This is a genomic window from Acinetobacter sp. YH01024, from assembly GCF_013420195.1.
In the GTDB taxonomy this organism is placed as follows: domain Bacteria; phylum Pseudomonadota; class Gammaproteobacteria; order Pseudomonadales; family Moraxellaceae; genus Acinetobacter; species Acinetobacter amyesii.
Genome location: NZ_VOYQ01000037.1, coordinates 14276 through 35096 on the forward strand (window position 1 = coordinate 14276; position 20821 = coordinate 35096).

18 protein-coding genes and 1 pseudogene are annotated in these 20821 nt (G+C 42.3%); 14 read left to right on the top strand and 5 right to left on the bottom strand.

What is annotated here, in order from left to right; all coding sequences use genetic code 11:
* The first annotated feature begins 133 nt into the window (after positions 1 to 133).
* Positions 134 to 1405, top strand: coding sequence for a replication-associated recombination protein A (locus FTT88_RS13300; protein ID WP_111885104.1), 1272 nt, complete (start codon positions 134 to 136; stop codon positions 1403 to 1405).
* Positions 1406 to 1744: 339 nt separating this feature from the next.
* Here the strand turns inward: FTT88_RS13300 and purC are convergent, their stop codons facing one another.
* Genes purC through dapA form a run of 3 tightly spaced genes read right to left on the bottom strand, consistent with a single transcriptional unit; the run spans position 1745 to position 4021 of the window.
* The gene (purC, locus tag FTT88_RS13305) at positions 1745 to 2464 is read right to left on the bottom strand and encodes a phosphoribosylaminoimidazolesuccinocarboxamide synthase (RefSeq protein ID WP_078190626.1); all 720 of its coding nucleotides are present in this window, start codon (positions 2462 to 2464) and stop codon (positions 1745 to 1747) included.
* Positions 2465 to 2500: 36 nt separating this feature from the next.
* On the bottom strand, positions 2501 to 3106 hold the full coding sequence (locus FTT88_RS13310) for a lipoprotein-34 precursor (NlpB) (protein WP_078193263.1): 606 nt from the start codon (positions 3104 to 3106) through the stop codon (positions 2501 to 2503).
* A gap of 15 nt (positions 3107 to 3121) precedes the next feature.
* Positions 3122 to 4021 carry a 4-hydroxy-tetrahydrodipicolinate synthase gene (gene dapA, locus FTT88_RS13315; RefSeq protein WP_078193262.1) on the bottom strand — a complete coding sequence of 300 codons (900 nt, stop codon included), beginning with the start codon at positions 4019 to 4021 and terminating at the stop codon, positions 3122 to 3124.
* 723 nt (positions 4022 to 4744) lie between these two features.
* Between dapA and mhpT the strand changes: the two genes are divergently transcribed.
* From mhpT to ppk1, 5 genes are all read left to right on the top strand, one after another.
* Positions 4745 to 5956, top strand: coding sequence for a 3-(3-hydroxy-phenyl)propionate transporter MhpT (mhpT, locus tag FTT88_RS13320; protein WP_078193261.1), 1212 nt, complete (start codon positions 4745 to 4747; stop codon positions 5954 to 5956).
* A gap of 152 nt (positions 5957 to 6108) precedes the next feature.
* Positions 6109 to 6498 (top strand): hypothetical protein, encoded by a 390-nt coding sequence (locus FTT88_RS13325; RefSeq protein ID WP_180173997.1) that lies wholly within the window; start codon positions 6109 to 6111, stop codon positions 6496 to 6498.
* A gap of 70 nt (positions 6499 to 6568) precedes the next feature.
* Positions 6569 to 7219, top strand: coding sequence for a bifunctional nicotinamidase/pyrazinamidase (gene pncA / locus FTT88_RS13330; protein WP_078193259.1), 651 nt, complete (start codon positions 6569 to 6571; stop codon positions 7217 to 7219).
* Between the two features lie 73 nt (positions 7220 to 7292).
* Positions 7293 to 8261 carry a bile acid:sodium symporter family protein gene (locus FTT88_RS13335; RefSeq protein ID WP_180135753.1) on the top strand — a complete coding sequence of 323 codons (969 nt, stop codon included), beginning with the start codon at positions 7293 to 7295 and terminating at the stop codon, positions 8259 to 8261.
* Positions 8262 to 8468: 207 nt separating this feature from the next.
* A complete protein-coding gene (gene ppk1, locus FTT88_RS13340; RefSeq protein ID WP_180025871.1) occupies positions 8469 to 10532 on the top strand; it encodes a polyphosphate kinase 1 in 2064 nt (687 codons plus the stop codon).
* A 49-nt stretch (positions 10533 to 10581) separates the two neighbouring features.
* Here ppk1 and FTT88_RS13345 read toward each other — a convergent pair whose 3' ends face one another.
* On the bottom strand, positions 10582 to 11838 hold the full coding sequence (locus FTT88_RS13345) for a hypothetical protein (protein WP_078190618.1): 1257 nt from the start codon (positions 11836 to 11838) through the stop codon (positions 10582 to 10584).
* 77 nt (positions 11839 to 11915) lie between these two features.
* Here FTT88_RS13345 and serB point away from each other — a divergent pair, with 77 nt between their 5' ends.
* The 3 genes from serB (at position 11916) to FTT88_RS13360 (ending at position 14518) form a co-directional block, all read left to right on the top strand.
* The gene (gene serB, locus FTT88_RS13350) at positions 11916 to 13136 is read left to right on the top strand and encodes a phosphoserine phosphatase SerB (RefSeq protein WP_078190617.1); all 1221 of its coding nucleotides are present in this window, start codon (positions 11916 to 11918) and stop codon (positions 13134 to 13136) included.
* 413 nt (positions 13137 to 13549) lie between these two features.
* Positions 13550 to 13882, top strand: a complete 333-nt coding sequence (gene aciT, locus FTT88_RS13355) for an AciT family ciprofloxacin tolerance protein (protein WP_078190616.1) — start codon at positions 13550 to 13552, stop codon at positions 13880 to 13882.
* Between the two features lie 156 nt (positions 13883 to 14038).
* On the top strand, positions 14039 to 14518 hold the full coding sequence (locus FTT88_RS13360) for an SCP2 sterol-binding domain-containing protein (protein ID WP_078190615.1): 480 nt from the start codon (positions 14039 to 14041) through the stop codon (positions 14516 to 14518).
* A gap of 80 nt (positions 14519 to 14598) precedes the next feature.
* Here FTT88_RS13360 and dtd read toward each other — a convergent pair whose 3' ends face one another.
* A complete protein-coding gene (gene dtd, locus FTT88_RS13365) occupies positions 14599 to 15039 on the bottom strand; it encodes a D-aminoacyl-tRNA deacylase (protein WP_168379709.1) in 441 nt (146 codons plus the stop codon).
* A gap of 229 nt (positions 15040 to 15268) precedes the next feature.
* Here dtd and FTT88_RS13370 point away from each other — a divergent pair.
* The 5 genes and pseudogenes from FTT88_RS13370 (at position 15269) to asd (ending at position 20674) form a co-directional block, all read left to right on the top strand.
* Positions 15269 to 16784, top strand: a pseudogene (locus FTT88_RS13370) (catalase).
* Positions 16785 to 16968: 184 nt separating this feature from the next.
* The gene (locus tag FTT88_RS13375) at positions 16969 to 17469 is read left to right on the top strand and encodes an ankyrin repeat domain-containing protein (RefSeq protein WP_180049699.1); all 501 of its coding nucleotides are present in this window, start codon (positions 16969 to 16971) and stop codon (positions 17467 to 17469) included.
* A 146-nt stretch (positions 17470 to 17615) separates the two neighbouring features.
* On the top strand, positions 17616 to 18824 hold the full coding sequence (pncB, locus tag FTT88_RS13380) for a nicotinate phosphoribosyltransferase (protein WP_180116796.1): 1209 nt from the start codon (positions 17616 to 17618) through the stop codon (positions 18822 to 18824).
* 153 nt (positions 18825 to 18977) lie between these two features.
* Positions 18978 to 19826 carry a sulfurtransferase gene (locus FTT88_RS13385; protein WP_180173999.1) on the top strand — a complete coding sequence of 283 codons (849 nt, stop codon included), beginning with the start codon at positions 18978 to 18980 and terminating at the stop codon, positions 19824 to 19826.
* Positions 19823 to 20674, top strand: coding sequence for an archaetidylserine decarboxylase (gene asd, locus FTT88_RS13390; RefSeq protein WP_180173998.1), 852 nt, complete (start codon positions 19823 to 19825; stop codon positions 20672 to 20674). Before FTT88_RS13385 ends, asd begins: the two co-directional genes overlap by 4 nt.
* Positions 20675 to 20821: the final 147 nt, after the last annotated feature.

Here is a 20821-nt window from a genome sequence, read left to right on the forward strand (position 1 = left end):
TTTTACATGCAAGATACTTAAATAACGACATTAAACCACCCTCCTAAATTGAATACCGAATAAAGCAAAGATTCTGCCAAGGCAGTGTTAGAATAGAAAAAACGTCCCCAATTGCCGGAAACGAAATAATAAGATGTCAGACAGCCAAATTCCTCTTCCTGAACGCATGCGTCCTCATGATTTATCTCAAATTATTGGACAAGATCACCTTTTGGGTGAAGATGCACCGTTACGCCAGATGATTGACCAAGGGCATTTGCCATCGATTATTTTTTGGGGACCTCCAGGTGTAGGTAAAACCACGATTGCATTGTTGTTGGCGCAGGCTGTTGACCGACCATTTATTAGTTTATCTGCGCTCAATACTGGGGTGAAAGAGTTACGTGAAATCATCGCCGATGGTGGAGATTTATTGACACCTGTGGTGTTTATTGATGAAATTCATCGTTTTAATAAGTCACAACAAGATGCCTTACTGAATGCAGTTGAAAAGGGCAAAATTACCCTGATTGGTGCAACCACAGAAAACCCTTCATTTGAAGTTAATAATGCCTTATTGTCGCGTTGTCAGGTCTATACCTTAAATGCTCTGGATAATGACGCAATTCAGCGCTTATTGGATCAAGCGATTCAGCAAGATTCGTTTTTAAAAGAGCGTTATATTCAAATCGAAGAATATGAAGCTTTATTTCAATTTGCCGCAGGTGATGCTCGTAAAGCATTAAATCTTTTAGATTTAATCGCCAGTACGTTTGAGCCAGACTTAGAAAATATCATTAACAATGCGGTGGTAGTCAAAGTTGCGCAGCAAAATATTGCACGCTATGACAAATCGGGCGAACAGCATTATGATCTAGTTTCGGCTTTTATTAAGTCGATTCGAGGCAGTGATCCAGATGCCGCTTTGTATTGGATGGCTCGAATGCTCAAAGGTGGTGAAGATCCTGTTTTTATTGCCCGTCGTATGTTGATTGCGGCATCTGAAGATATTGGCAACTCAAATCCAAATGCTTTACTGTTGGCTGGAGAATGTTTCCGATCTGTGCAGGCAATTGGTATGCCTGAGTGTCGAATCATTTTGGGGCAATGTGCGGTGTATTTGGCAACCAGTGCTAAAAGTAACAGTACTTATTTGGCCATCAACAAAGCCTTAGATTTGGCAGAAAAAACCTCGAATCTACCTGTGCCACTACATTTGAGAAATGCACCAACCAAATTGATGAAAGAGCAAGGCTATGGCGTGGACTATTTATATCCACATAATTATCCTGAGCATTTTGTCATGCAGGATTATATGCCGCCTGAACTGAAAGGCACTAAGCTGTATGAGTCTGCACGCAATAAACGTGAAGTCGAAGGTGAGCGTTTGCAGCAACGACGTTGGATGCAACAACAACAGCAGTAATAATTTGAATGATCATAATGGGAAGGCGCTTCGGCGCCCTTTTTTATGTCTATTTCATGCAAAAAAAAGCCCAACTCAAGGCGAGCTGGGCTGAAAAAATAGGATGTCTTTGGGGGAGATACATCCTAGAGGGTAGATGGAAAATCTGGTCGGCATACACATTGGAGAAGTATAGATCCTGGTGCTGCTTGATATGTAGCTATCTTAGTGTGAACGTGGGTAAATGTGAAACAGAGGATTTTTATCGTTAACATTTGTTTTTTCGATCATAGATTAATCGAGTAATATTTCATTAAAAAACCGAGCTAAAGAGCTCGGTTTTTTACATCGATGAACGACTTAGATATCAGAAAGGTCGATACCTAAACGTGCAGCAACTTCTTCATAAGCTTCAACTACACCGCCTAAACCTTGACGGAAACGGTCTTTGTCGAGTTTTTTCTTAGTGTCTTTGTCCCATAGACGGCAGCCGTCTGGAGAGAATTCGTCACCCAGTACGATACGGTCGTGGAACACACCAAATTCAAGTTTAAAGTCAACAAGCAGCATGTTGCCTGCATCGAATAGACCTTTAAGTACTTCGTTTACTTTATAAGTCAATTCTTTCATTTGAGCGAGTTGTTCTGCAGTCGCCCAACCTAATGCAATCGCTTGTGATTCATTCACCATTGGGTCGCCTAACGCATCGTCTTTGAAGAACAATTCGAAAGTTGGCGGAGTAAGTTCTTTACCTTCTTCAACGCCTAAACGACGGCAAAGTGAACCTGCTGCATAGTTACGGATTACGCACTCTACAGGAACCATAGTCAATTTTTTCACTAAAACTTCAGTTGGAGAAAGAAGTTTTTCGAAATGAGTTTCTATACCAGCCGCAGCCAATTTTTCCATGATAAAGGCGTTAAAACGGTTGTTCACCTTACCTTTGCGATCCAGTTGTTCAATTTTTTCACCGTTGAATGCAGAAGCATCGTCACGGAAAACTAGGATGAGGTGGTCAGAACTATCTGTTTCATAAACAGATTTCGCTTTACCAGTATAGAGCAAGGTTTGTTTTAACATGAGGGAACCTTTTTCGAGAAAAAATGCCTAGTACGACTAGGCTGGCCAATTTTGGTAAATCTGAGCTAACAGATCTGCAGCTTTTTCTTTGTCTGCAAAACTGTTATCGGCATTGAACACAGCGATGTTATTGCTTGAACCTACAGAAGAAAGTCTTAAAACATAGGTCTGTTGATCGACCTTGACGGTTACTTCGTAACGGTTTTTGCTCTGACCAACAATGGTATGGTTAAGGCTGCTGAGGGTAGCAAGTGTGTATTGCCAAATTGTAGCAGAATTTCCTTCAACTTTGATCAGTGGATTTTGATTTCCATCCACCAATAGTTGAGGGCGGCTAATATTTGTACTGTCTGTTGAGGAATCTGCAACGACATTATTTTTTTCCGCGGCTGGACGCGGAAGGGCATAGCGATTGCCGCGCTTATTTTCAAGCTTTGGTGCATGCTCAATTGCTAGTGGGTCAACAGATGGAGCAGGATACAAAGGCGTTGCAGGACGAACCATCGACCCTTCAGGGTATTTCAGTGGTTCAACATCTGTGGTTTGTTTATAGTCCAGTGTGCCATTATTAAAGGCAAGTGAACTACAACCGGCTAATGTAAACACTGAAAGTGCCAGGCTAAGTCCTAAACGTAATTGCATGATGTTTGCTCTTCTTTATTTGATAACGCCCGCAGTGATGAGTGCTTCACGAAGCGGAGTGCGATATTGTTCTGCAAGGGGTGTTAATGGTAAGCGAATGCCTGTTTCAATCAGGTTCATCTCATGAAGTGCCCATTTCACAGGAATTGGGTTCGATTCGCAAAATAAAATTTGATGTAAATTTGCAACAGTATTGTTTTGTTGCTCGGCTTGGACTGCGTCACCCGCCAAAGCGCTTGCACACACTTCGCTCATTTCTTTTGGCGCCACGTTCGCAGTAACCGAAATGTTGCCCTTAGCACCTAAACCCATTAACTGATAAGCCGTTGCATCATCACCTGAGTACACCACCATATCTTTGCCTTTAAGGCCTTCAATGAGTTCTTGACCACGAGGAACATCGCCAGTGGCGTCTTTAATGCCCACGATTTGTGGAATATCAGCAAGACGGATCACGGTGTCGTTGTGCATGTCTACACCGGTTCGGCCAGGTACATTGTATAAAATTTGAGGTAAATCAACAGCTTCAGCAATCGCTTTGTAGTGTTGATACAGGCCTTCTTGGGTAGGTTTGTTATAGTATGGTGTAACTAATAATGCCGCATCTGCACCTAACTCTTTGGCTTCTTTGGTGAGTTCAATCGCTTCGTGGGTTGAGTTTGCACCTGTGCCGGCAATAATTGGAATGCGTTTGTTCGCCACACGGATGATTTCTTTGATCACCTGAGTGTGTTCGGCCATGCTCAAGGTAGAAGCTTCACCTGTAGTCCCTACAGCAACAATACTATTGGTGCCTTGCTTTATATGCCACTCAACCAGCTTCTCGAGGCTCTTCCAATCTACGCTGCCATCTTCAAACATTGGGGTGACGATTGCGACAATTGAACCTTGAATGGTCTGAGCTTGCTGAGTCATTTTGAAAAGCTATCCTATTTGTCCATCCGACAAGATGAAATATTGATTTCTGGATGGTTTCGAATTTTGATTTGTAGCATGTTCATTGGGCTATACCCAAGTTGAATAATGCTTACGCAAATTATGACTGATCAAACGCATAAGAACAATATGCTTTGGTCAAAGCCATAAAATTCTTTATACAAATCAAACTTAAAACAATCAAGTGTAAAATAGCGGTTTTTTTGCAGCCTGAAAATTGTTCAGCAAGGGCTGAATCTTGAAAATGTTTTATTCAATCGAGAGGGTTGGCATGGTTGATGGGATTGATTAAATCATCAGCAAAAGGTTGATCTATGTGTATTCCGTGCTTTTTAATCAGAATTTAAGATTAAATAACAATGACTAAAGATTTAAAAACTATATCAATTCGCTCGGGTTTTATTACAAATGATTGTTAAAAACTTGGGTAATAATCTTTTTTATATCTAATAGAAATAGACATGTTTTTATGAGTGTTTAAAAAGATCGCTTGATTTGACTGTTCATTGCACGATTCATATTTTTTTATTTTAAATTTTTAATTGTTTTTACGACTTTGTGACTTAAAGCACAAAAACTATTACACCATGCACGTAATCCAATTTTGGACGAAAGGCTTCAACTTATTGGTAGTTATATCCTTTATAAGGCTCAGCGATGATGCGACTTAATTTGAACGCTGATGACAACAAGGATTCTCCAATGGAAAAGTCAGATAATAAGCATGCTATTGTCACGGTAGCAATCTGCTTCCTTATTGCCGTAATCGAAGGTCTGGATATTCAGGCTGCAGGTATTGCAGCAGCAGGGATTCGTGAATATTTCGGGCTGGATAGCTCGCAGCTAGGGGTGTTTTTTAGTGCCGGTATTTTAGGATTATTACCTGGTGCTTTGTTGGGTGGTCGGATTGCAGACCGAATGGGCCGTAAAAAAGTATTAATTTGGTCTACGGGGATGTTCGCCATCTTTACCTTATGTACGGTATGGGTAAATAGCTTCCATAGCTTACTCGCTGTACGTTTTCTTGCAGGTGCAGGTTTAGGTGCAGCAATGCCAATTTTAATTACCTTGGCATCTGAAGCGGTAACGCCACAAAATCGTGGCCGTGCAGTCGGTTTGATGTACTGTGGTATGCCTGTGGGTGCGGCAATCTTGTCATTGGTCGCAATGACGGACTTCGGTGCAAACTGGAAAAATATTTTCTATTTAGGCGGTTTATTACCGATTGTTGTGATTCCATTGATGATTTGGTTCCTGCCCGAATCGCGTGAATTCTTGAAAGCCAAAGATCAAGCGGTTCAAGCGACCGCCAATGGCGAAGTGCAACAAGGTGCTTTCAAAAACCTCTTTAACACAGAAAACCGTTTACGTACTTTCTCAATTTGGGTGAGCTACTTCTTCACCTTGATGGTGGTGTACATCATGTTGAGCTGGTTACCGTCGTTGTTCACCGAACTCGGTTTCACACGTAAAGATGGTGCAACTGCGCAGTTCTACTTCATGGTGAGTGCAACCATTGGTACGATCATTTTAGGTATGTTGACTGACCGTTGGAAGAAAGCTTATGTGATCATTTTGATGTACGGCGGTATTTTGGCAGGTCTATTTGCGCTGAATGGTGCAGGTTCATTGACTCAAATGTACATGGCGTCAGCTTTAGTCGGTGCATTCGTGATTGGTTGCCAAGGTGTATTGTATGCCTTCGGTGGTATCGTGTATCCGACACAGTTACGTGGTACGGGTGTTGGTGTAGCTTCAGCCGTTGGTCGTGTCGGTGCAATGTTAGGCCCTGCAATTGCGGGTCAGTTATTGGCAGCAGGTTTTGGTGCGGCAGGGGTGATTACCGCGGCAATTCCATGTATCGCAATCTCTGCAATATTTATGTTGTTATTGGTACGTCGTATTCCATCATAAGGAACATGCCATATCAAAAAAAGCCCGCATCATGCGGGCTTTTTTTATGGCGACAATAGAAGTCGCACTAATGCTCTAAACCAATATAAATAAATGTATTTTATGTAAAAATACAGCAGAAAGAAAAAACAAAAAATCAACGTAGAGGGGCTATGTCAGCAAGAAAACTGGTCGCAATTTTTAAAGTTGATCAACGTGAATTTAGTTTGTATCTACATCAGCACGAATTTATCTTGGAACTCAAACCTGTATTTCAAAGACATCGCCAACATCCGAGACAAAATGCGTGGTTGGCCTTTGCCGATGAACCTACCCTAGAAGATGTTGCTGAAAAGATTAATGCGTTTGAGGTCATGCAACAGACACGCCGCCATTTATTAAAATATATCTTTCAACATCAACCGCGCTATTTTTATTTTCATGCTTCGACTCGGCGAAAAGCCCGTATTTACCCACGCTTTGCACAGCGTTTGGTTGAGCATTTGCCCAAGTATCGGTATTGTCAGGAAGGACAGTCATTTTATTTTTATGCACAGGACTGAATACTAAGGCTTTTAAAATATGAGCGAATCAGTAGAGTCGCCGACAATGCATGACAACGGATGGAGAGATATGCAAAAAAATACAGCGCTGATTGTGGTCGATGTACAAAATGGTTTTACCCCAGGCGGTCAGTTGGCTGTTGCCAATGCCGATCAAATTATTCCAGGGATTAATCAATTGGGACAATACTTTACGAATATTGTGCTGACTCAAGATTGGCATCCAGCCGACCATATCTCTTTTGCTGAAAATCATCCTGAGCATGTACCTTATGACAGCATAGAGCTGAATTATGGAACGCAAGTATTGTGGCCGACGCATTGTGTACAAGGCACACAGGATGCCGAATTGCATCCTGATTTAAATTTACCAACGGCGCAGCTAATTATCCGTAAAGGTTTTCATCAGCATATCGACAGCTACTCTGCTTTTATGGAAGCAGATCAGAAAACTTCAACAGGTTTGGCGGGCTATTTGCGCGAACGTGGTATTGATACAGTCTTTGTGGTGGGCATTGCCACGGATTTCTGTGTTGCATGGACGGCAATGGATGCACGTAAGCTTGGTTTTGAAACTTTTGTGATTGCTGATTTGACTAAAGGGATCGATTTACAGGGTTCTTTACAGCATGCATGGCAAGACATGTTGGCGAATGGGGTGAAGCGTATTTACCTGAAAGATATTGTGCAGCAGCATGCACAGGCATTATCTTTGGCATGACCCAGTGGGCTCAGTTGAGAAAAGGCACAAGGGTGTGCCTTTTTTTGTCCCTGTATTTAAATGGAAGATGCCTATGTCGGCTTTCTTAAAATTCACTCAATTTGTGCAGAAAACATTTGCGATTTGGGTGGTGCTGTTTGCAGCGCTCGCCATGTTTTTTCCCGATGTATTTGTTTGGTTAAAAGCATATATTCCATGGATGCTAGGCATCATTATGTTGGGTATGGGCATGACCATGACACTGCAAGATTTTAAAAGTGTATTGCAAAGTCCTAAAGCTGTGATGATCGGGGTTTTGGCACAGTTTATTGTGATGCCGGGATTGGCTTTTTTCTTGTGTAAATTATTACAACTGCCGACAGAAATCGCGATCGGGGTCATTCTTGTCGGTTGCTGTCCGGGTGGAACGGCTTCTAATGTCATCACCTATATGGCAAAAGGCAATACCGCATTATCTGTTGCTTGTACCTCTGTTGCGACATTACTCTCACCGGTTTTAACCCCTGCGATTTTCTATTTGCTGGCAAGCCAATGGATTGAAATTAATGCGGCATCGATGTTGGTTTCAATTTTACAAGTGGTTTTATTTCCGATCATTGTGGGGTTAATGATTCGAACTGTCTTTAAGCACCGAGTGGATGCCTATATACAGGTCATGCCATTGGTTTCTGTTGTGGCAATTGTGGCGATTGTGGCGGCAATCATTGCGGGTAGCCGAACACAGATTTTGCAATCAGGTTTACTGATTCTTGGGGTAGTTGCCTTACATAATGGCTTGGGCTATCTATTGGGTTTTTGGGCCAGCCGACTATTTAAATTGCCCTATGCAGACTGTAAAGCAGTGTCAATTGAAGTCGGGATGCAAAACTCAGGTCTGGGTGTGGCATTGGCGGCCACCCATTTTGCCGCTTCACCTCTGACCGCTGTGCCGAGTGCGATTTTTAGTTTGTGGCACAATATCTCGGGTCCTGCACTGGCAACCTATTGGGCAGCACGGACGAGTGAGCCCAAAGCATCGGAACAAGACAAGCCTGTGCAATAAACAAAAAAACAATTCAGTAAAATAGAGGGCAATGTCCCTCTTTTTTTGATGTCGAAAATAAATTTTACGATTTGATGAATACGGTTTTAGAGAATTGGATGCTTTTTTAATTGATTAATGCTATTTGTAACATAAGTGTCATATCCGCTGCCTAACATGCCGGCAAACACTTTAGATATAGACTGTTTCAAACAGCATTGAGAGGGTATGCAACATTTTCAGCATTCATCAGAGACCTATTATAATCGTGAATTGTCACTTTTAGATTTTAATCGGCGGGTCTTGGCTCAGGCACTCGATTCAAGTTTACCTTTACTTGAACGCTTGAATTTTCTCATCATTTTTTCACGCAATTTAGATGAATTCTTTGAAATTCGTATTGCGGGGCTGATGAAACAACGAGATTTGAATGCGATTGCACGGACGCCAGATGCCATTCCGACTGAAGTGGTCTTAGATGAACTTTCCCAAGTGATTCATGACACGGTTGCAGAGCAATACCAGACCCTCAATCATGCTGTATTGCCTGCGTTACAAAGTGAAGGTATTCGCTTTATTCAATTTAAAGATATTTTAGAAAAACATCGGGCGTGGATTAGCCATTATTTTAGTAAAGAAGTTCAACCAGTTTTAACACCGATTAGCTTAGATCCATCTCATCCGTTTCCACGCTTGGTCAATAAAAGCCTCAACTTTATTGTGAGTCTAGAAGGCAAAGATGCCTTTGGTCGTGCCATTGAAATGGCGATTGTGCCTGCGCCACGTTCGTTGCCGCGTTTAATCAAAATGCCCGTCGAAGTTGAAGGCAGTGCAGAGACACAAATTTTCCTGACCGCCATTATTCAGCAACACATCAATGACCTATTTCCGGGGATGAAAGCGACGGGCTGTTATGCCTTTCGAGTGACACGCAATGCAGATTTGGTTTTGGCTGAGGATGTGGATGACTTGGCGGTGGCATTAAAAGATGAATTGTCTTCACGCCGTTTTGGTCGGGCAGTTCGTTTAGAAATTGAAGATGATTGTCCGCAAAGCATTATTGATTATTTGTTAGATGAATTTGATTTGAGTGAGCAGGAGCTCTATCGCATTGACGGCCCGATCAATTTATCGCGGCTCAGTACCAGTTTTAATCGGCTAGAACTGAAATATCCGGTCTATACACCAATTATTCCTAAAGTTTTTCGGAAACAAACCGCGATTTTTGATGTATTAAAAACACAAGATGTGTTGTTACATCATCCGTTTGACTCCTTTCAACCGGTCATTAACCTATTACGTGAAGCTGCAAAAGATCCTCAGGTTTTAGCCATTAAGCAGACGCTCTATCGCAGTGGGCCAGATTCGGACATCGTACAAGTTTTGGCGGAGGCTGCTCGCAACGGCAAGGAAGTAACCGCAGTTATCGAACTTCGGGCGCGGTTTGATGAAGAATCCAATATTACTGTGGCCAATATATTGCAAGAAGCTGGGGCTGTCGTGGTGTATGGCATCGTGGGCTATAAAACCCATGCCAAGATGATTTTGATTGTACGCCGTGAAAATAATCAGCTGCTACGCTACGCCCATTTGGGAACAGGTAATTATCACGCAGGCAATGCGCGGATGTATACCGATTATGGCTTGATGACGACGCATCCCGATATTTGCGAGGATGTGCATCGTATGTTTCAGGAACTGACCGGTATGGGCAAGATGGCGAAGCTGAAAGCTTTATTGCATGCACCATTTACCCTGCATACTGAATTATTGAAACTAATTGAACAGGAAATTGTTGCTGCACAAGCGGGAAAATACGCACGAATTATTGTGAAGGTCAATGCACTTACGGAACCGCAACTGATTGCTGCTTTGTATCGTGCATCGCAAGCAGGGGTACGTGTAGATTTAATTATCCGTTCGATTTGTTGTTTGATTCCTCAGGTCAAAGGTATGTCTGAGAATATTCATGTGAGATCCATCGTCGGGCGCTTCTTAGAGCATACTCGAGTGTATTATTTTGAGCATGCAGGCGAAAAACGATTGTACTGTGCCAGTGCCGATTGGATGGGACGTAACTTATTTTCACGGGTCGAAACCTGTTTTCCCATTTTAGAAAGCCGTTTGAAAAAACGCATTATGAAAGATGGTTTACTTAACTATTTGGACGATAATCAAAATGCATGGGAAATGCAGTCGAATGGGCAATGGGAGAGAGTCGTGGTTGAAGCAGGTGACGAGCTGCATAACGCGCAAAAATATTTGATTGCACAGAAAATTTCGACCGTTTAAGACAAAAAAATCCCGATTCAAGTCGGGATTTTTGATTTTGCTAAAACCTTTAAGAGGCTTTTGATTGTTTGGATTTTAAAATTTCAGTTCTGAAGTTTTGAGCCAATTCAGCGGCATCACTGTCCATTCCATTGAGCATAAACGCATGACGAGTGAGCACATTGGTCGGATTTGGCAAGCTGACCAATTGGAAATGATCTGAAATCTCTTTGAGCAAAGTTGTCGGCACATGAATGGCACTTTCTTTGGCAACCAATTGTTGTACTAAACGTTCAGCCGCTTGTACAGAAGACAATTGCATGGCTTCGACAGAGCTTGAAATTGCACTACGGGTTTGTAAAACGAAACGTTTTTCTTCACGGTAGCGTTTATATAAAACATCAGAAAGCAATTGGAATACTGAGCTGATCATGGTGAGGCAACGCAGCGCATCTGGAGTGTCAGCGGTCATGCTGATGGTTGCGCCATGTTCATCAAACTTATGTACCGTACTGATGTCAGAACTGTTCAATTTGTAATGTTGAACACAGAGTTCTGTTGTTTTATTTAAGAAAATTTGGCAGAGATTAAAATACGGCACAGACACGGTTTTGTTGACGCTATCGAGCAGCTGTTTCGGATCATAAAATTGAATATTTAATGCCAAGCTGTTGCTGTCGAGAACCACTGGTTTCATGTCTTTATGTTGTTTTGCTTTGGCTTGCGCATTTTGCTGCGCTTGAGCAATCGCCACAGCGGCATTATGTTTTTCTTGTTCTAAAGCCTGCGCTAGCGTTTGAATTTCATGTTTTAGACGTGATTCATTGTTGATTCGCGCTAAATATTCAGTACGACTTGGACGCGCAATAGCGCGATACGCCAACCATAACAAGCCATGTAAGAATAATGAAAATAGAATCGCAGCCCATTGGGTACGTAAGATTTCACCAATACTTGGTTTAATTAAAGTGATTTCAACCGTTCCGACTTTCTTTTCGTTTTGCAACGCATCACGAACAAAGATTTCACCGTCACGGGTTTTGGTCAAACCGCCTGTGGCCAAAACTTGATTATTGGCATTTAAGATGCGGATGGAAGCCACGCTCGGGTTGGTTGCATAGCGGTCAGCAAGTAAAGCTAATGATACGGTATTGGCCGGCTCAAGCTCAGATAGGCTGTCTGTAACCAATTGACTGGTCATCAGTTGTCCCTGACTGGCACGGTTTTCGTTCAGTTGGTGGGTTGTTGCCAATACCAATAAAAAGGTATGCAAAGCAAAACAAACTACTAATAGGCTAGCAAATAGCCCTTGTCTAGGCGCATTCAACGTAAACTTCCAAGGCATTTCTATTCAATTTAGATTATGATTCTTACATTAGTTGTAGCTCAGACCCGAGTCAATTCATGCGAGAAATCATTCTTATATCACTTTTAGGACCTGACCAACCTAATCAATTTACACGATTAATGCAGGTTTTGTCCGCACATTCCTTACAGATTTTAGATGTCGGACAAGCAGTCATCCACAATCAGCTGACTTTAGGTATTGTTGTTTCGTCGGAAGACCAGACTGCGACAGCATTAGCCATGAAGGAGATGTTGATTTTAGCACATGATATTGGCTTAACTGTGCGCTTTAAACCAATCTCTACAACAGAATATCAACAATGGGTAAATGAGGGAGGCCGCACACGCTATATCGTTACGGCACTTGCGCCAGAATTACAGGCGTCTCATTTACAGGCAGTTACAAATATTGTGTCGAGCCAAGGCTTCAATATCGAAACTGTGACTCGTTTATCTGGCCGTCCAGAGTTAGATGGATCGAGCGAAGGTCCGCGCCGTGCCTGTGTTCAATTTGGTTTAAAAGGCCAAATGTTGGATGCCACTGCGATGCGTGCAGCATGTTTACGTTTATCTACTGAACTAGGGGTAGATGTTGCCGTTCAAGAAGACAATGCTTACCGTCGTAATCGTCGTTTAGTCTGCTTTGATATGGACTCAACGCTGATTGAGCAAGAAGTGATTGATGAATTGGCAATTGAAGCGGGTGTCGGCGCTCAAGTGGCTGAAATCACTGAACGTGCTATGCAAGGGGAACTCGATTTCCAACAAAGTTTCCGTGCACGTGTGGCACTGCTCAAAGGTATGGATGCTTCGGTATTACCTAAAATTGCAGAACGTCTGACTGTCACAGAAGGTGCGGAACGTCTGATTTCAACGCTGAAATCACTGGGTTATCGTACGGCTATTTTGTCAGGTGGTTTTCAGTATTTTGCTGAATATCTACAAGCAAAACTGGGTATCGATGAAGTCCATGCCAATGTACTGGACGTCCAAGATGGCGCGGTAACCGGTGAAGTGAAAGGCCATATTGTGGATGGTGCCCGCAAAGCCTACTTGTTGACTCAAATCGCTGAAGAAATGGGGATTTCATTAGAACAAGCTATTGCAGTCGGTGATGGTGCGAATGACTTGCCAATGTTGTCTTTAGCCGGCTTAGGCGTTGCCTTCCGTGCGAAACCTTTGGTGCGTCAAAATGCTAATCAAGCCATTTCAAGCGTGGGTCTAGATGGTGTTCTTTACCTGCTTGGGGTGCATGATAAAGATTTAAATCGTGCTTAAAAGCATTTAATTCATACTAAAAAACGTAGCCAAAAGGCTGCGTTTTTTATGCCAAGAATTCAGCTCATCCGATGAACGGTAGAAGAAAATTGTCGATAAAAACAACGATTAACAGCATTCGAAAAATTAATTTTTTTAGCTTAAAACCAGCTGTTTTTTTTGTAATGACACTCGAAACGAGATGCCATCATTGTTCTAGAAATTCTTTAAAAAGAAAAAATGTAATGACAAAATAATGTTGCGACAAGGTGTGTCGCATGGACAAAAAACGAGACTTTTTTTATGCAAAAAACTCAGCATAATGCTTGCAAGAGATTGAGATCGACCAAATCTATTTACTGAAGATACAGTAGTGAGACGGCTCAGCATCCTGTAAGACAAGAGATGTCAGCTGTCAAATGACGGAGGTTTTTATGTTAACAGCGAATTTAGCAACAATCGTTGGCCTGAGCTTGGTATCGGCGGCTGTGATTGCTGTTTTCTTCTCGCCTTATCGTCGCTGGTTAAGTTTTATGCTGGCGGGGATGCTGGTGTGGGGACTCATTGAAGTGATTCGATTTGGCACACAAACCATGTTTGAATTATCAGTGACTTATAGTTATTTAACGGCATTAATGGCCGCAATGGTGGTATTCACTTTAGTATTGTTACGTGAAGACCGCCGTGCAGAGCGTGCGATGGCAAAGCGCCAATGTATAGAACACACGCCTGTATATGATGAAGAACAGCAATGTTCGAGCCGATAAGTGCCAGAACAAAATTTCAATGAAAATGCGCCTAGGGGCGCATTTTTTTATGAACGCATTAGTCCGATTTGAGATACAAAGCCTTACTTCTCAAAAGCCAAGTTATGTTAGGATGAAGCCAGTCAATTTTCCAACAATTACAATAGGCTTTAAGTCATGAAACTATCATCAATTCCTGTCGTAAAACTACCTTTAGTTGATGTCAGTACGGATCCACTTGATTTACTCGTGGCAGGTTTAGCGCTTCGTATGAAACAGCTTGCACGTACTAGCCCTAAATTCATTGAATTGGTTCATGAACGTCAATTCCGCATTCAAATCGGCACGGATTTAGGTGTTGCACGTCAAATTATTGTAAATAACGGACAGATTGATACTGTTTCAGGCGATGCTGAAAAAGCAGACTTTATTTTGCAATTTGCGGACAGTGAACAGGGCGTAAAAACCCTGATGAAAGGTGACCCAACTGCATTCATGACGGGTATGCAAAATGGCAGTATTAAAATGGAAGGTGATTTTGGTCTACTGGTTTGGTTTAACCAAGTGGCGAAGTTAATTCCACCTAAACTTCCAAAACCGGTTAAAGAAAAAATCAAAATCGCACGTGCGTTTATTAAAGAAAAAACAGGTAAGTAAGATTTACGCCTTGTTCTCCTCCTAAAGGAGAAGCATTAAAAAAAGCCCTCTTTTGAGGGCTTTTTTTAATGCTTCAGTGGTTATTCAACTTCTAAATTAAAGGTCACTGGACCGTCATTAACCAAATGCACTTTCATGTCGGCGGCAAAGATGCCTGTTTGTACATGGTCATATTGGCTCTTGGTGTAATCGACCAGCTGTTCATACAGTGCTTTGGCATCGTTTGGCGGCATGGCAGGGCCAAAATCGGGGCGCAGGCCTTTTTGCGTTTGCGCCATCAGGGTAAATTGAGACACCAAGAGGATACCGCCGCCGGCTTGACTGACATTCCAGCCCATCTTGCCTTGTTCATCATCAAAAAAGCGGTATTTCAAGATCTTATCAATCAGCTTTTTGCCTTTTTCTAAATCGTCAGCTTTGCCAAGGCCTAAAAACACCAAAATACCGTGATTAATTTCACCCGTGATCTCACCATCGACCACCACTTTGGCTTCTAAAACACGTTGTAACAAGGCCCGCATAACTTCTTCCGAGTAGAAAATTGAACATAGGGCAGGGATTGTAGCAAATGCATCCTTCTTTCGAGGCGATGTGTAGAATTTTTTGGGCTCAAACATTTGAAAATGAACTGTATATTTTTTATAAATCTAATAATACGATTGAATTTATAAAAATAATCTGTTTTATCTATTTATTGAATATCAGTATCTTTGCGGGGCAGGAAAGGTATTTAACAGAGAGATTAAGACGATGTTTAAGCGTTCTTTATTGGTTGCGATGTTAGCAACAGCAACAGCGGCGACTCAAGCAGCGCCATTAACCAAAGACAATGGTGCACCAGTAGGCGATAACCAAAACTCGATTACTGCGGGTCCAAATGGTTCAGTTCTACTTCAAGACGTGCAATTGGTTCAAAAATTACAACGTTTTGGTCGTGAGCGTATTCCTGAGCGTGTGGTACATGCCCGTGGTACAGGTGCTTATGGTGAATTCGTTGCAACTAAAGATTTATCTGATCTAACCATTGCTTCATTGTTCAAAGCAGGTACCAAGACTCCAGTTTTCTTACGTTTCTCGACTGTAATTCACGGTAAAGGTTCTCCAGAAACTTTACGTGATCCGCACGGTTTTGCGATTAAGTTCTATACACAAGAAGGCAACTGGGACTTAGTGGGTAACCAAACTCCAGTGTTCTTCATCCGTGATGCGATCAAATTCCCAGACTTCATCCATGCCATGAAGCCTAGCCCAATCAACAACGTTCAAGACGCAAACCGCGTATTTGATTTCTTGTCTAGCCAGCCATGGGCAACCAACATGTTGACTTATGTGTATGGTAACCAAGGCGTGCACCAGCTACCGCGAACAAGACGGCTTTGGTGTGCATGCATACAAGCTTTATAACGACAAAGGCGAATACAAATACGTTAAATTCAACTTCCGCTCTAAACAAGGTGTGAAAGGTCTGAACGTTAAAGAAGCTGCTGAGCAACAAGGTAAAGATTTCAACCACTTGACTAACGATCTTTATAACAACATCAACGCTGGTAAATTCCCGAAATGGGATCTTTATATCCAAGTGTTAGATCCTAAAGATTTAAACAGCTTTGATTTTGACCCGCTTGATCCAACAAAAATCTGGCCGACGAACCTAGTTCCAGAAACTAAAGTCGGTACGTTAACGCTGAACCGTATGCCGAAAAACTTCTTCAATGAAACTGAACAAGTGGCATTGGCTCCAGGTAACTTAGTTCCAGGTATCGAGCCTTCAGAAGACCGTCTATTACAAGGTCGTATCTTCTCTTACTCAGATACTCAAATGTACCGTTTAGGCGCGAACCACCAGCAAATTCCAGTCAACCGTCCGCTTGTTGCTGTTAACAACAACAACCAAGATGGCTACATGAATGTTAGCGAGCGTGATTCTGACGTGAACTACGAGCCAAGTCGTAAAGTGCCTAAAGCTGCCACTGAGAAAGCACGCGCTGTTCAAACTCCGCTGACAGGCACAGTTCAACAGATCGGTACCAAAGAGCAAAACTTCAAGCAAGCGGGTGAGCTTTACCGTTCATACTCTGCTAAAGAAAAAGACGATTTAATCATGAACTTGGCTGCGGATCTTGGCAACGTAAAAGATTCTGAAACCAAGCACATCATGTTGTCTTACTTCTACAAAGCAGATGCAGACTACGGTATGCGTATGACTAAAGCAGTAAACGGCAACCTTGCAACAGTAAAAGCTAAAGCAGCACAACTGAAAGACTAATTTCGATCAGTCTGAAGGATTGGTAACTAGGGTCTAGAACGTTACCTCAAAAAAGTCCTATGAAGCTCCATACCTTTCCTGCACCCTAGGGGGAGTTTCATAGGCACTCCTTAAATATTCATTTTTTTAATGAAATGAATTGTTTCTAATTCAATTCTACATTCGATTTCTGTTGGAGTTCATCATGAAAGTTATGCAGCATTTGACTTTAGCCAGTCTTCTTGCGTTTGGTTCCGCATTCGCAAACGTGGCAATCGCGGAAGATATCTCCCCCGCTAAAGCAACTGCAAGCGATCAGATGACCTCACAACAGGAATTGATCGCAATTTTCTTTGCTGCAGCCAAAACTGGCAATGAAGAAGTCATCAATGAATTTCTTAAGCACGGTTTTCCGGTCGATGTGCGCAATGCTTCGGGTTTTACACCACTGATGATGGCGACCTATTATGGTCACCAAAATATTGTGACTCGCTTGTTGGAACATGGTGCAGACCGCTGCGCACGTGACAATAAAGGTAACACCGCTTTGATGGGTGCCATGTTTAAATTGGAATGGGCGATTGCAAAGCAATTACGCCAAGTGGACTGTGATGCCAATGCAAAAAAAACGGGGCAAAAGACCGCAGAGCAGTTTGCACGTGAATTTGGTCAAGAAGAAAAATATCGACAGTTGCTCAAAAAATAGTGAGCTAGATCGCGCTCAGCTTTAGCAAAAAAATTGAAAAAAGTCGATGAATCGTGGTGATTTATAAGTTATTCCACTAAATCAATCGGCTTTTTATCAATAAAGTATGCTTTAATGCAAAGAGTTGATAAAAACTGAAAGTCTTTATGTCTCCAATCATCCAATCCTTATTAGACACAGATCTGTATAAATTCACCATGCTTCAAGTGGTGTTACACAAATTTCCGCAAACCCATAGTGTGTATCACTTTCGCTGCCGTAACTTGGATGATACAGCCTATCCACTGGTCGAAATTTTGGATGATTTAAACACGCAGCTCGACATGCTATGTCAGTTGAAGTTTAAAGAAGATGAATTGCAGTATTTACGCAGTTTACGTTTTATTAAAAGCGATTTTGTTGATTATCTTGAATTATTCCAGCTCAAACGTCGTTTTATTAAAGCCGGCATTGATGAAGAAGGTCGTTTAGATATTTGGGTAGAAGGCCCAATGGTTCAAGCGATGATGTTTGAAATCTTTGTCTTGGCGATCGTCAATGAACTGTATTTCCAACGTATTCGTACCCCAGAAACATTGGTTGAAGGTGAACTTCGTCTTCAACATAAAATTGCGCTGTTAAAACAATACGAAGCGGCACAAAATCCAAATGATCCGCCATTCTTAGTCTCTGATTTTGGGACGCGCCGTCGTTATAGCTACGAATGGCAAAAACATGTGATTGCTGAGTTTTATCAAGCCGTTCCAAATATTTTCCGTGGCACAAGTAATGTCCTGATTGCCAAAGATTTGAATATTATTCCAATCGGCACCATGGCGCATGAATTCTTGCAGGCGTTCCAAGCTCTTGATGTTCGATTACGTGACTTTCAAAAAGCGGCACTGGAAACTTGGGTCCAAGAATACCGTGGTGACCTAGGGATAGCTTTGACGGACGTTGTCGGTATGGATGCATTCTTACGTGACTTCGATTTGTACTTTGCCAAACTATTCGACGGTTTACGTCATGACAGTGGCGACCCGTATGAATGGGGCGATAAGGCCTATGCACATTACAAAAAGCTTAAAGTCGATAGCAAAAGTAAAATGTTGACCTTTAGTGATGGTCTAAATATCGAAAAAGCTTGGGATCTGCATAATTACTTTAAAGACCGTTTCCAAGTCAGCTTTGGTATTGGCACCAACTTGACCAATGATATGGGGCAAACTGCGCTGAATATCGTACTGAAACTGGTGGAATGTAATGGTCAATCCGTGGCAAAAATCTCAGATAGTCCGGGTAAAACCATGACGGATAACGATACTTTCTTGGCGTATCTGCGTCAGGTGTTTGACATCTCTGAAGTTAGCGCTTAAACACAGCATTAGATAAAACTAAAAAAGCCGAATCAATGATTCGGCTTTTTTATATCTAAAATATTGCTAAAGGAATGCAAAAATTCAGAATAATAGTGAAAATGACTTATGCTAAGATCGAATTTAATCGCACAAAATACAACACGAACAACGATGACAGCATCTACACTGAATTTTGGTCTGCTGATTGAAGCGGAAGAATTGGTTCCACATTTGGGCAATGAAAAACTACGGATCGTCGATTTGAGTCGTCGTTCGGTTTATGACCAGTTACATATTCCACATGCCCTGCATGTGCAGCCGAAACTGTTAGTGCGCCAAGAAGAACAAGCGATGGGGCTATTACCTGACCAAGCTGGCTTAGAACAGCTCATTCGTTATTTGAATATCAGTCCAGATCATCATGTGGTGGTGTATGACGATGAAGGTGGGGCATGGGCTGGCCGACTGATTTGGAACTTGCATTGCCTCGGTTTTGAAAATACCAGTCTACTCAATGGTGGCATCCATGCTTGGCTTGGGGCAGGCTTACCAACCTCGTCTGAAATTGAGCAATTTGAACCCGTAAGCCCATTGGTTGAAGTCAGTGCAGAGGCGCGTGCTCAGTATCAAACCGACTATGATGAGCTATTGGCTCGTGTGCAGCAGGAGCAAATCCAAGTATGGGACTGCCGTACCGAAGATGAATATACAGGCCTACGTTTGGCTGCGCGACGCGGCGGTCACATTCCGGGGGCACGACATTTCGAATGGAGTACTGCCCTTAACCGGGAAAATCATTTAAAATTGCATCCTTTAGAACGCACACAACAACGCTTAGAACAATTGGGGTTCAATTTAAACGAACCTGTGGTGGTATATTGTCAGTCCCATCATCGGTCGGGCCTAGCTTATATACTGGGACGTTTACTCGGTTGGAATATTCGAGCTTATGATGGTGCGTGGAGCGAGTGGGGCAACCGACTCGATAGTCCTGTGATCACCGGAGAGTTGCCGTCTTGAGCCTTACATCTCAGTTAAAAAAACAAATTTTTATTCAAGCTCAGCGTGTTGTTCCGCAGCACAAATTATCACGTATCGTGGGTAAATTGGCTGCGAGTGAAAACCCTGTGGTGAAAAATGCTGTGATTACCGCATTTAAAGCGCAGTATGGCATCGACATGTCGATTGCTGAGCAAAGTAATGCCCTGAAATTTAAATCCTTCAATGAATTTTTCACTCGTTCTTTAAAAGAAGGCGTACGTGTAGTTGATGCAAATGCCAACAGTGTTGTTTCACCCGCAGATGGTGTAATTTCTCAACTGGGTAAAATTGAAAATGGTGATGTATTTCAGGCCAAAGGGCAGAAGTTCACTGTTGAAAACCTGATTGCCGATCCACAATTGGCTGAGCCGTTTAAAAATGGTCAGTTTGCTACGGTTTATTTGTCTCCAAAAGACTACCACCGTGTACATATGCCATTTGCAGGGACATTGACAGAAACTTTGTATGTACCGGGTGAATTATTCTCTGTAAACCAAACCACTGCTGAAAATATTCCGGGTTTATTCGCTCGTAATGAACGCATGGTCTGCTTATTTGATACAGAAGTTGGTCGTATGGCGGTTGTATTGGTGGGTGCAATGATCGTGGCAGGTATTGAAACCGTGGCTACAGGTAAAGTTAAACCGACAGGGCGTTTGGAACTGAATCAACACGATTTATTCTTAGAAAAAGGTGCAGAATTGGGCCGTTTCTATTTAGGTTCAACAGCGGTTGTGTTGTTTGAAGAAAACAAAATGCAATGGGATGCGACCTTTAAAGCCAACTCGACTGTGGTGATGGGCGAAGCTTTAGGGCATACCATTTAATGAATTCCCTGTCCCTTTAGGCATAGGTATCTACACATTTTTTATAAATTGAATGCGATCTGAGCAATCGCATTCAGCTCATCAGACGAATACTCTGACAACAACTGAAGAGTGTTCAATAGTATTGAAAGCCCTGCCAGTATGGCA

Excerpts from the sequence above, each read along its gene's own strand:
- FTT88_RS13325 (WP_180173997.1), top strand. The coding sequence starts at position 6,109 with ATGTCAGCAAGAAAACTGGTCGCAATTTTTAAAGTTGATCAACGTGAA.
- purC (WP_078190626.1), bottom strand. The coding sequence starts at position 2,464 with ATGTTAAAACAAACCTTGCTCTATACTGGTAAAGCGAAATCTGTTTAT.
- serB (WP_078190617.1), top strand. The coding sequence starts at position 11,916 with ATGCGAGAAATCATTCTTATATCACTTTTAGGACCTGACCAACCTAAT.
- FTT88_RS13385 (WP_180173999.1), top strand. The coding sequence starts at position 18,978 with ATGACAGCATCTACACTGAATTTTGGTCTGCTGATTGAAGCGGAAGAA.
- FTT88_RS13300 (WP_111885104.1), top strand. The coding sequence starts at position 134 with ATGTCAGACAGCCAAATTCCTCTTCCTGAACGCATGCGTCCTCATGAT.
- FTT88_RS13310 (WP_078193263.1), bottom strand. The coding sequence starts at position 3,106 with ATGCAATTACGTTTAGGACTTAGCCTGGCACTTTCAGTGTTTACATTA.
- FTT88_RS13335 (WP_180135753.1), top strand. The coding sequence starts at position 7,293 with ATGTCGGCTTTCTTAAAATTCACTCAATTTGTGCAGAAAACATTTGCG.
- ppk1 (WP_180025871.1), top strand. The coding sequence starts at position 8,469 with ATGCAACATTTTCAGCATTCATCAGAGACCTATTATAATCGTGAATTG.
- dapA (WP_078193262.1), bottom strand. The coding sequence starts at position 4,021 with ATGACTCAGCAAGCTCAGACCATTCAAGGTTCAATTGTCGCAATCGTC.
- aciT (WP_078190616.1), top strand. The coding sequence starts at position 13,550 with ATGTTAACAGCGAATTTAGCAACAATCGTTGGCCTGAGCTTGGTATCG.
- pncA (WP_078193259.1), top strand. The coding sequence starts at position 6,569 with ATGCAAAAAAATACAGCGCTGATTGTGGTCGATGTACAAAATGGTTTT.
- pncB (WP_180116796.1), top strand. The coding sequence starts at position 17,616 with ATGTCTCCAATCATCCAATCCTTATTAGACACAGATCTGTATAAATTC.
- mhpT (WP_078193261.1), top strand. The coding sequence starts at position 4,745 with ATGGAAAAGTCAGATAATAAGCATGCTATTGTCACGGTAGCAATCTGC.
- dtd (WP_168379709.1), bottom strand. The coding sequence starts at position 15,039 with ATGCGGGCCTTGTTACAACGTGTTTTAGAAGCCAAAGTGGTGGTCGAT.
- FTT88_RS13375 (WP_180049699.1), top strand. The coding sequence starts at position 16,969 with ATGAAAGTTATGCAGCATTTGACTTTAGCCAGTCTTCTTGCGTTTGGT.
- FTT88_RS13360 (WP_078190615.1), top strand. The coding sequence starts at position 14,039 with ATGAAACTATCATCAATTCCTGTCGTAAAACTACCTTTAGTTGATGTC.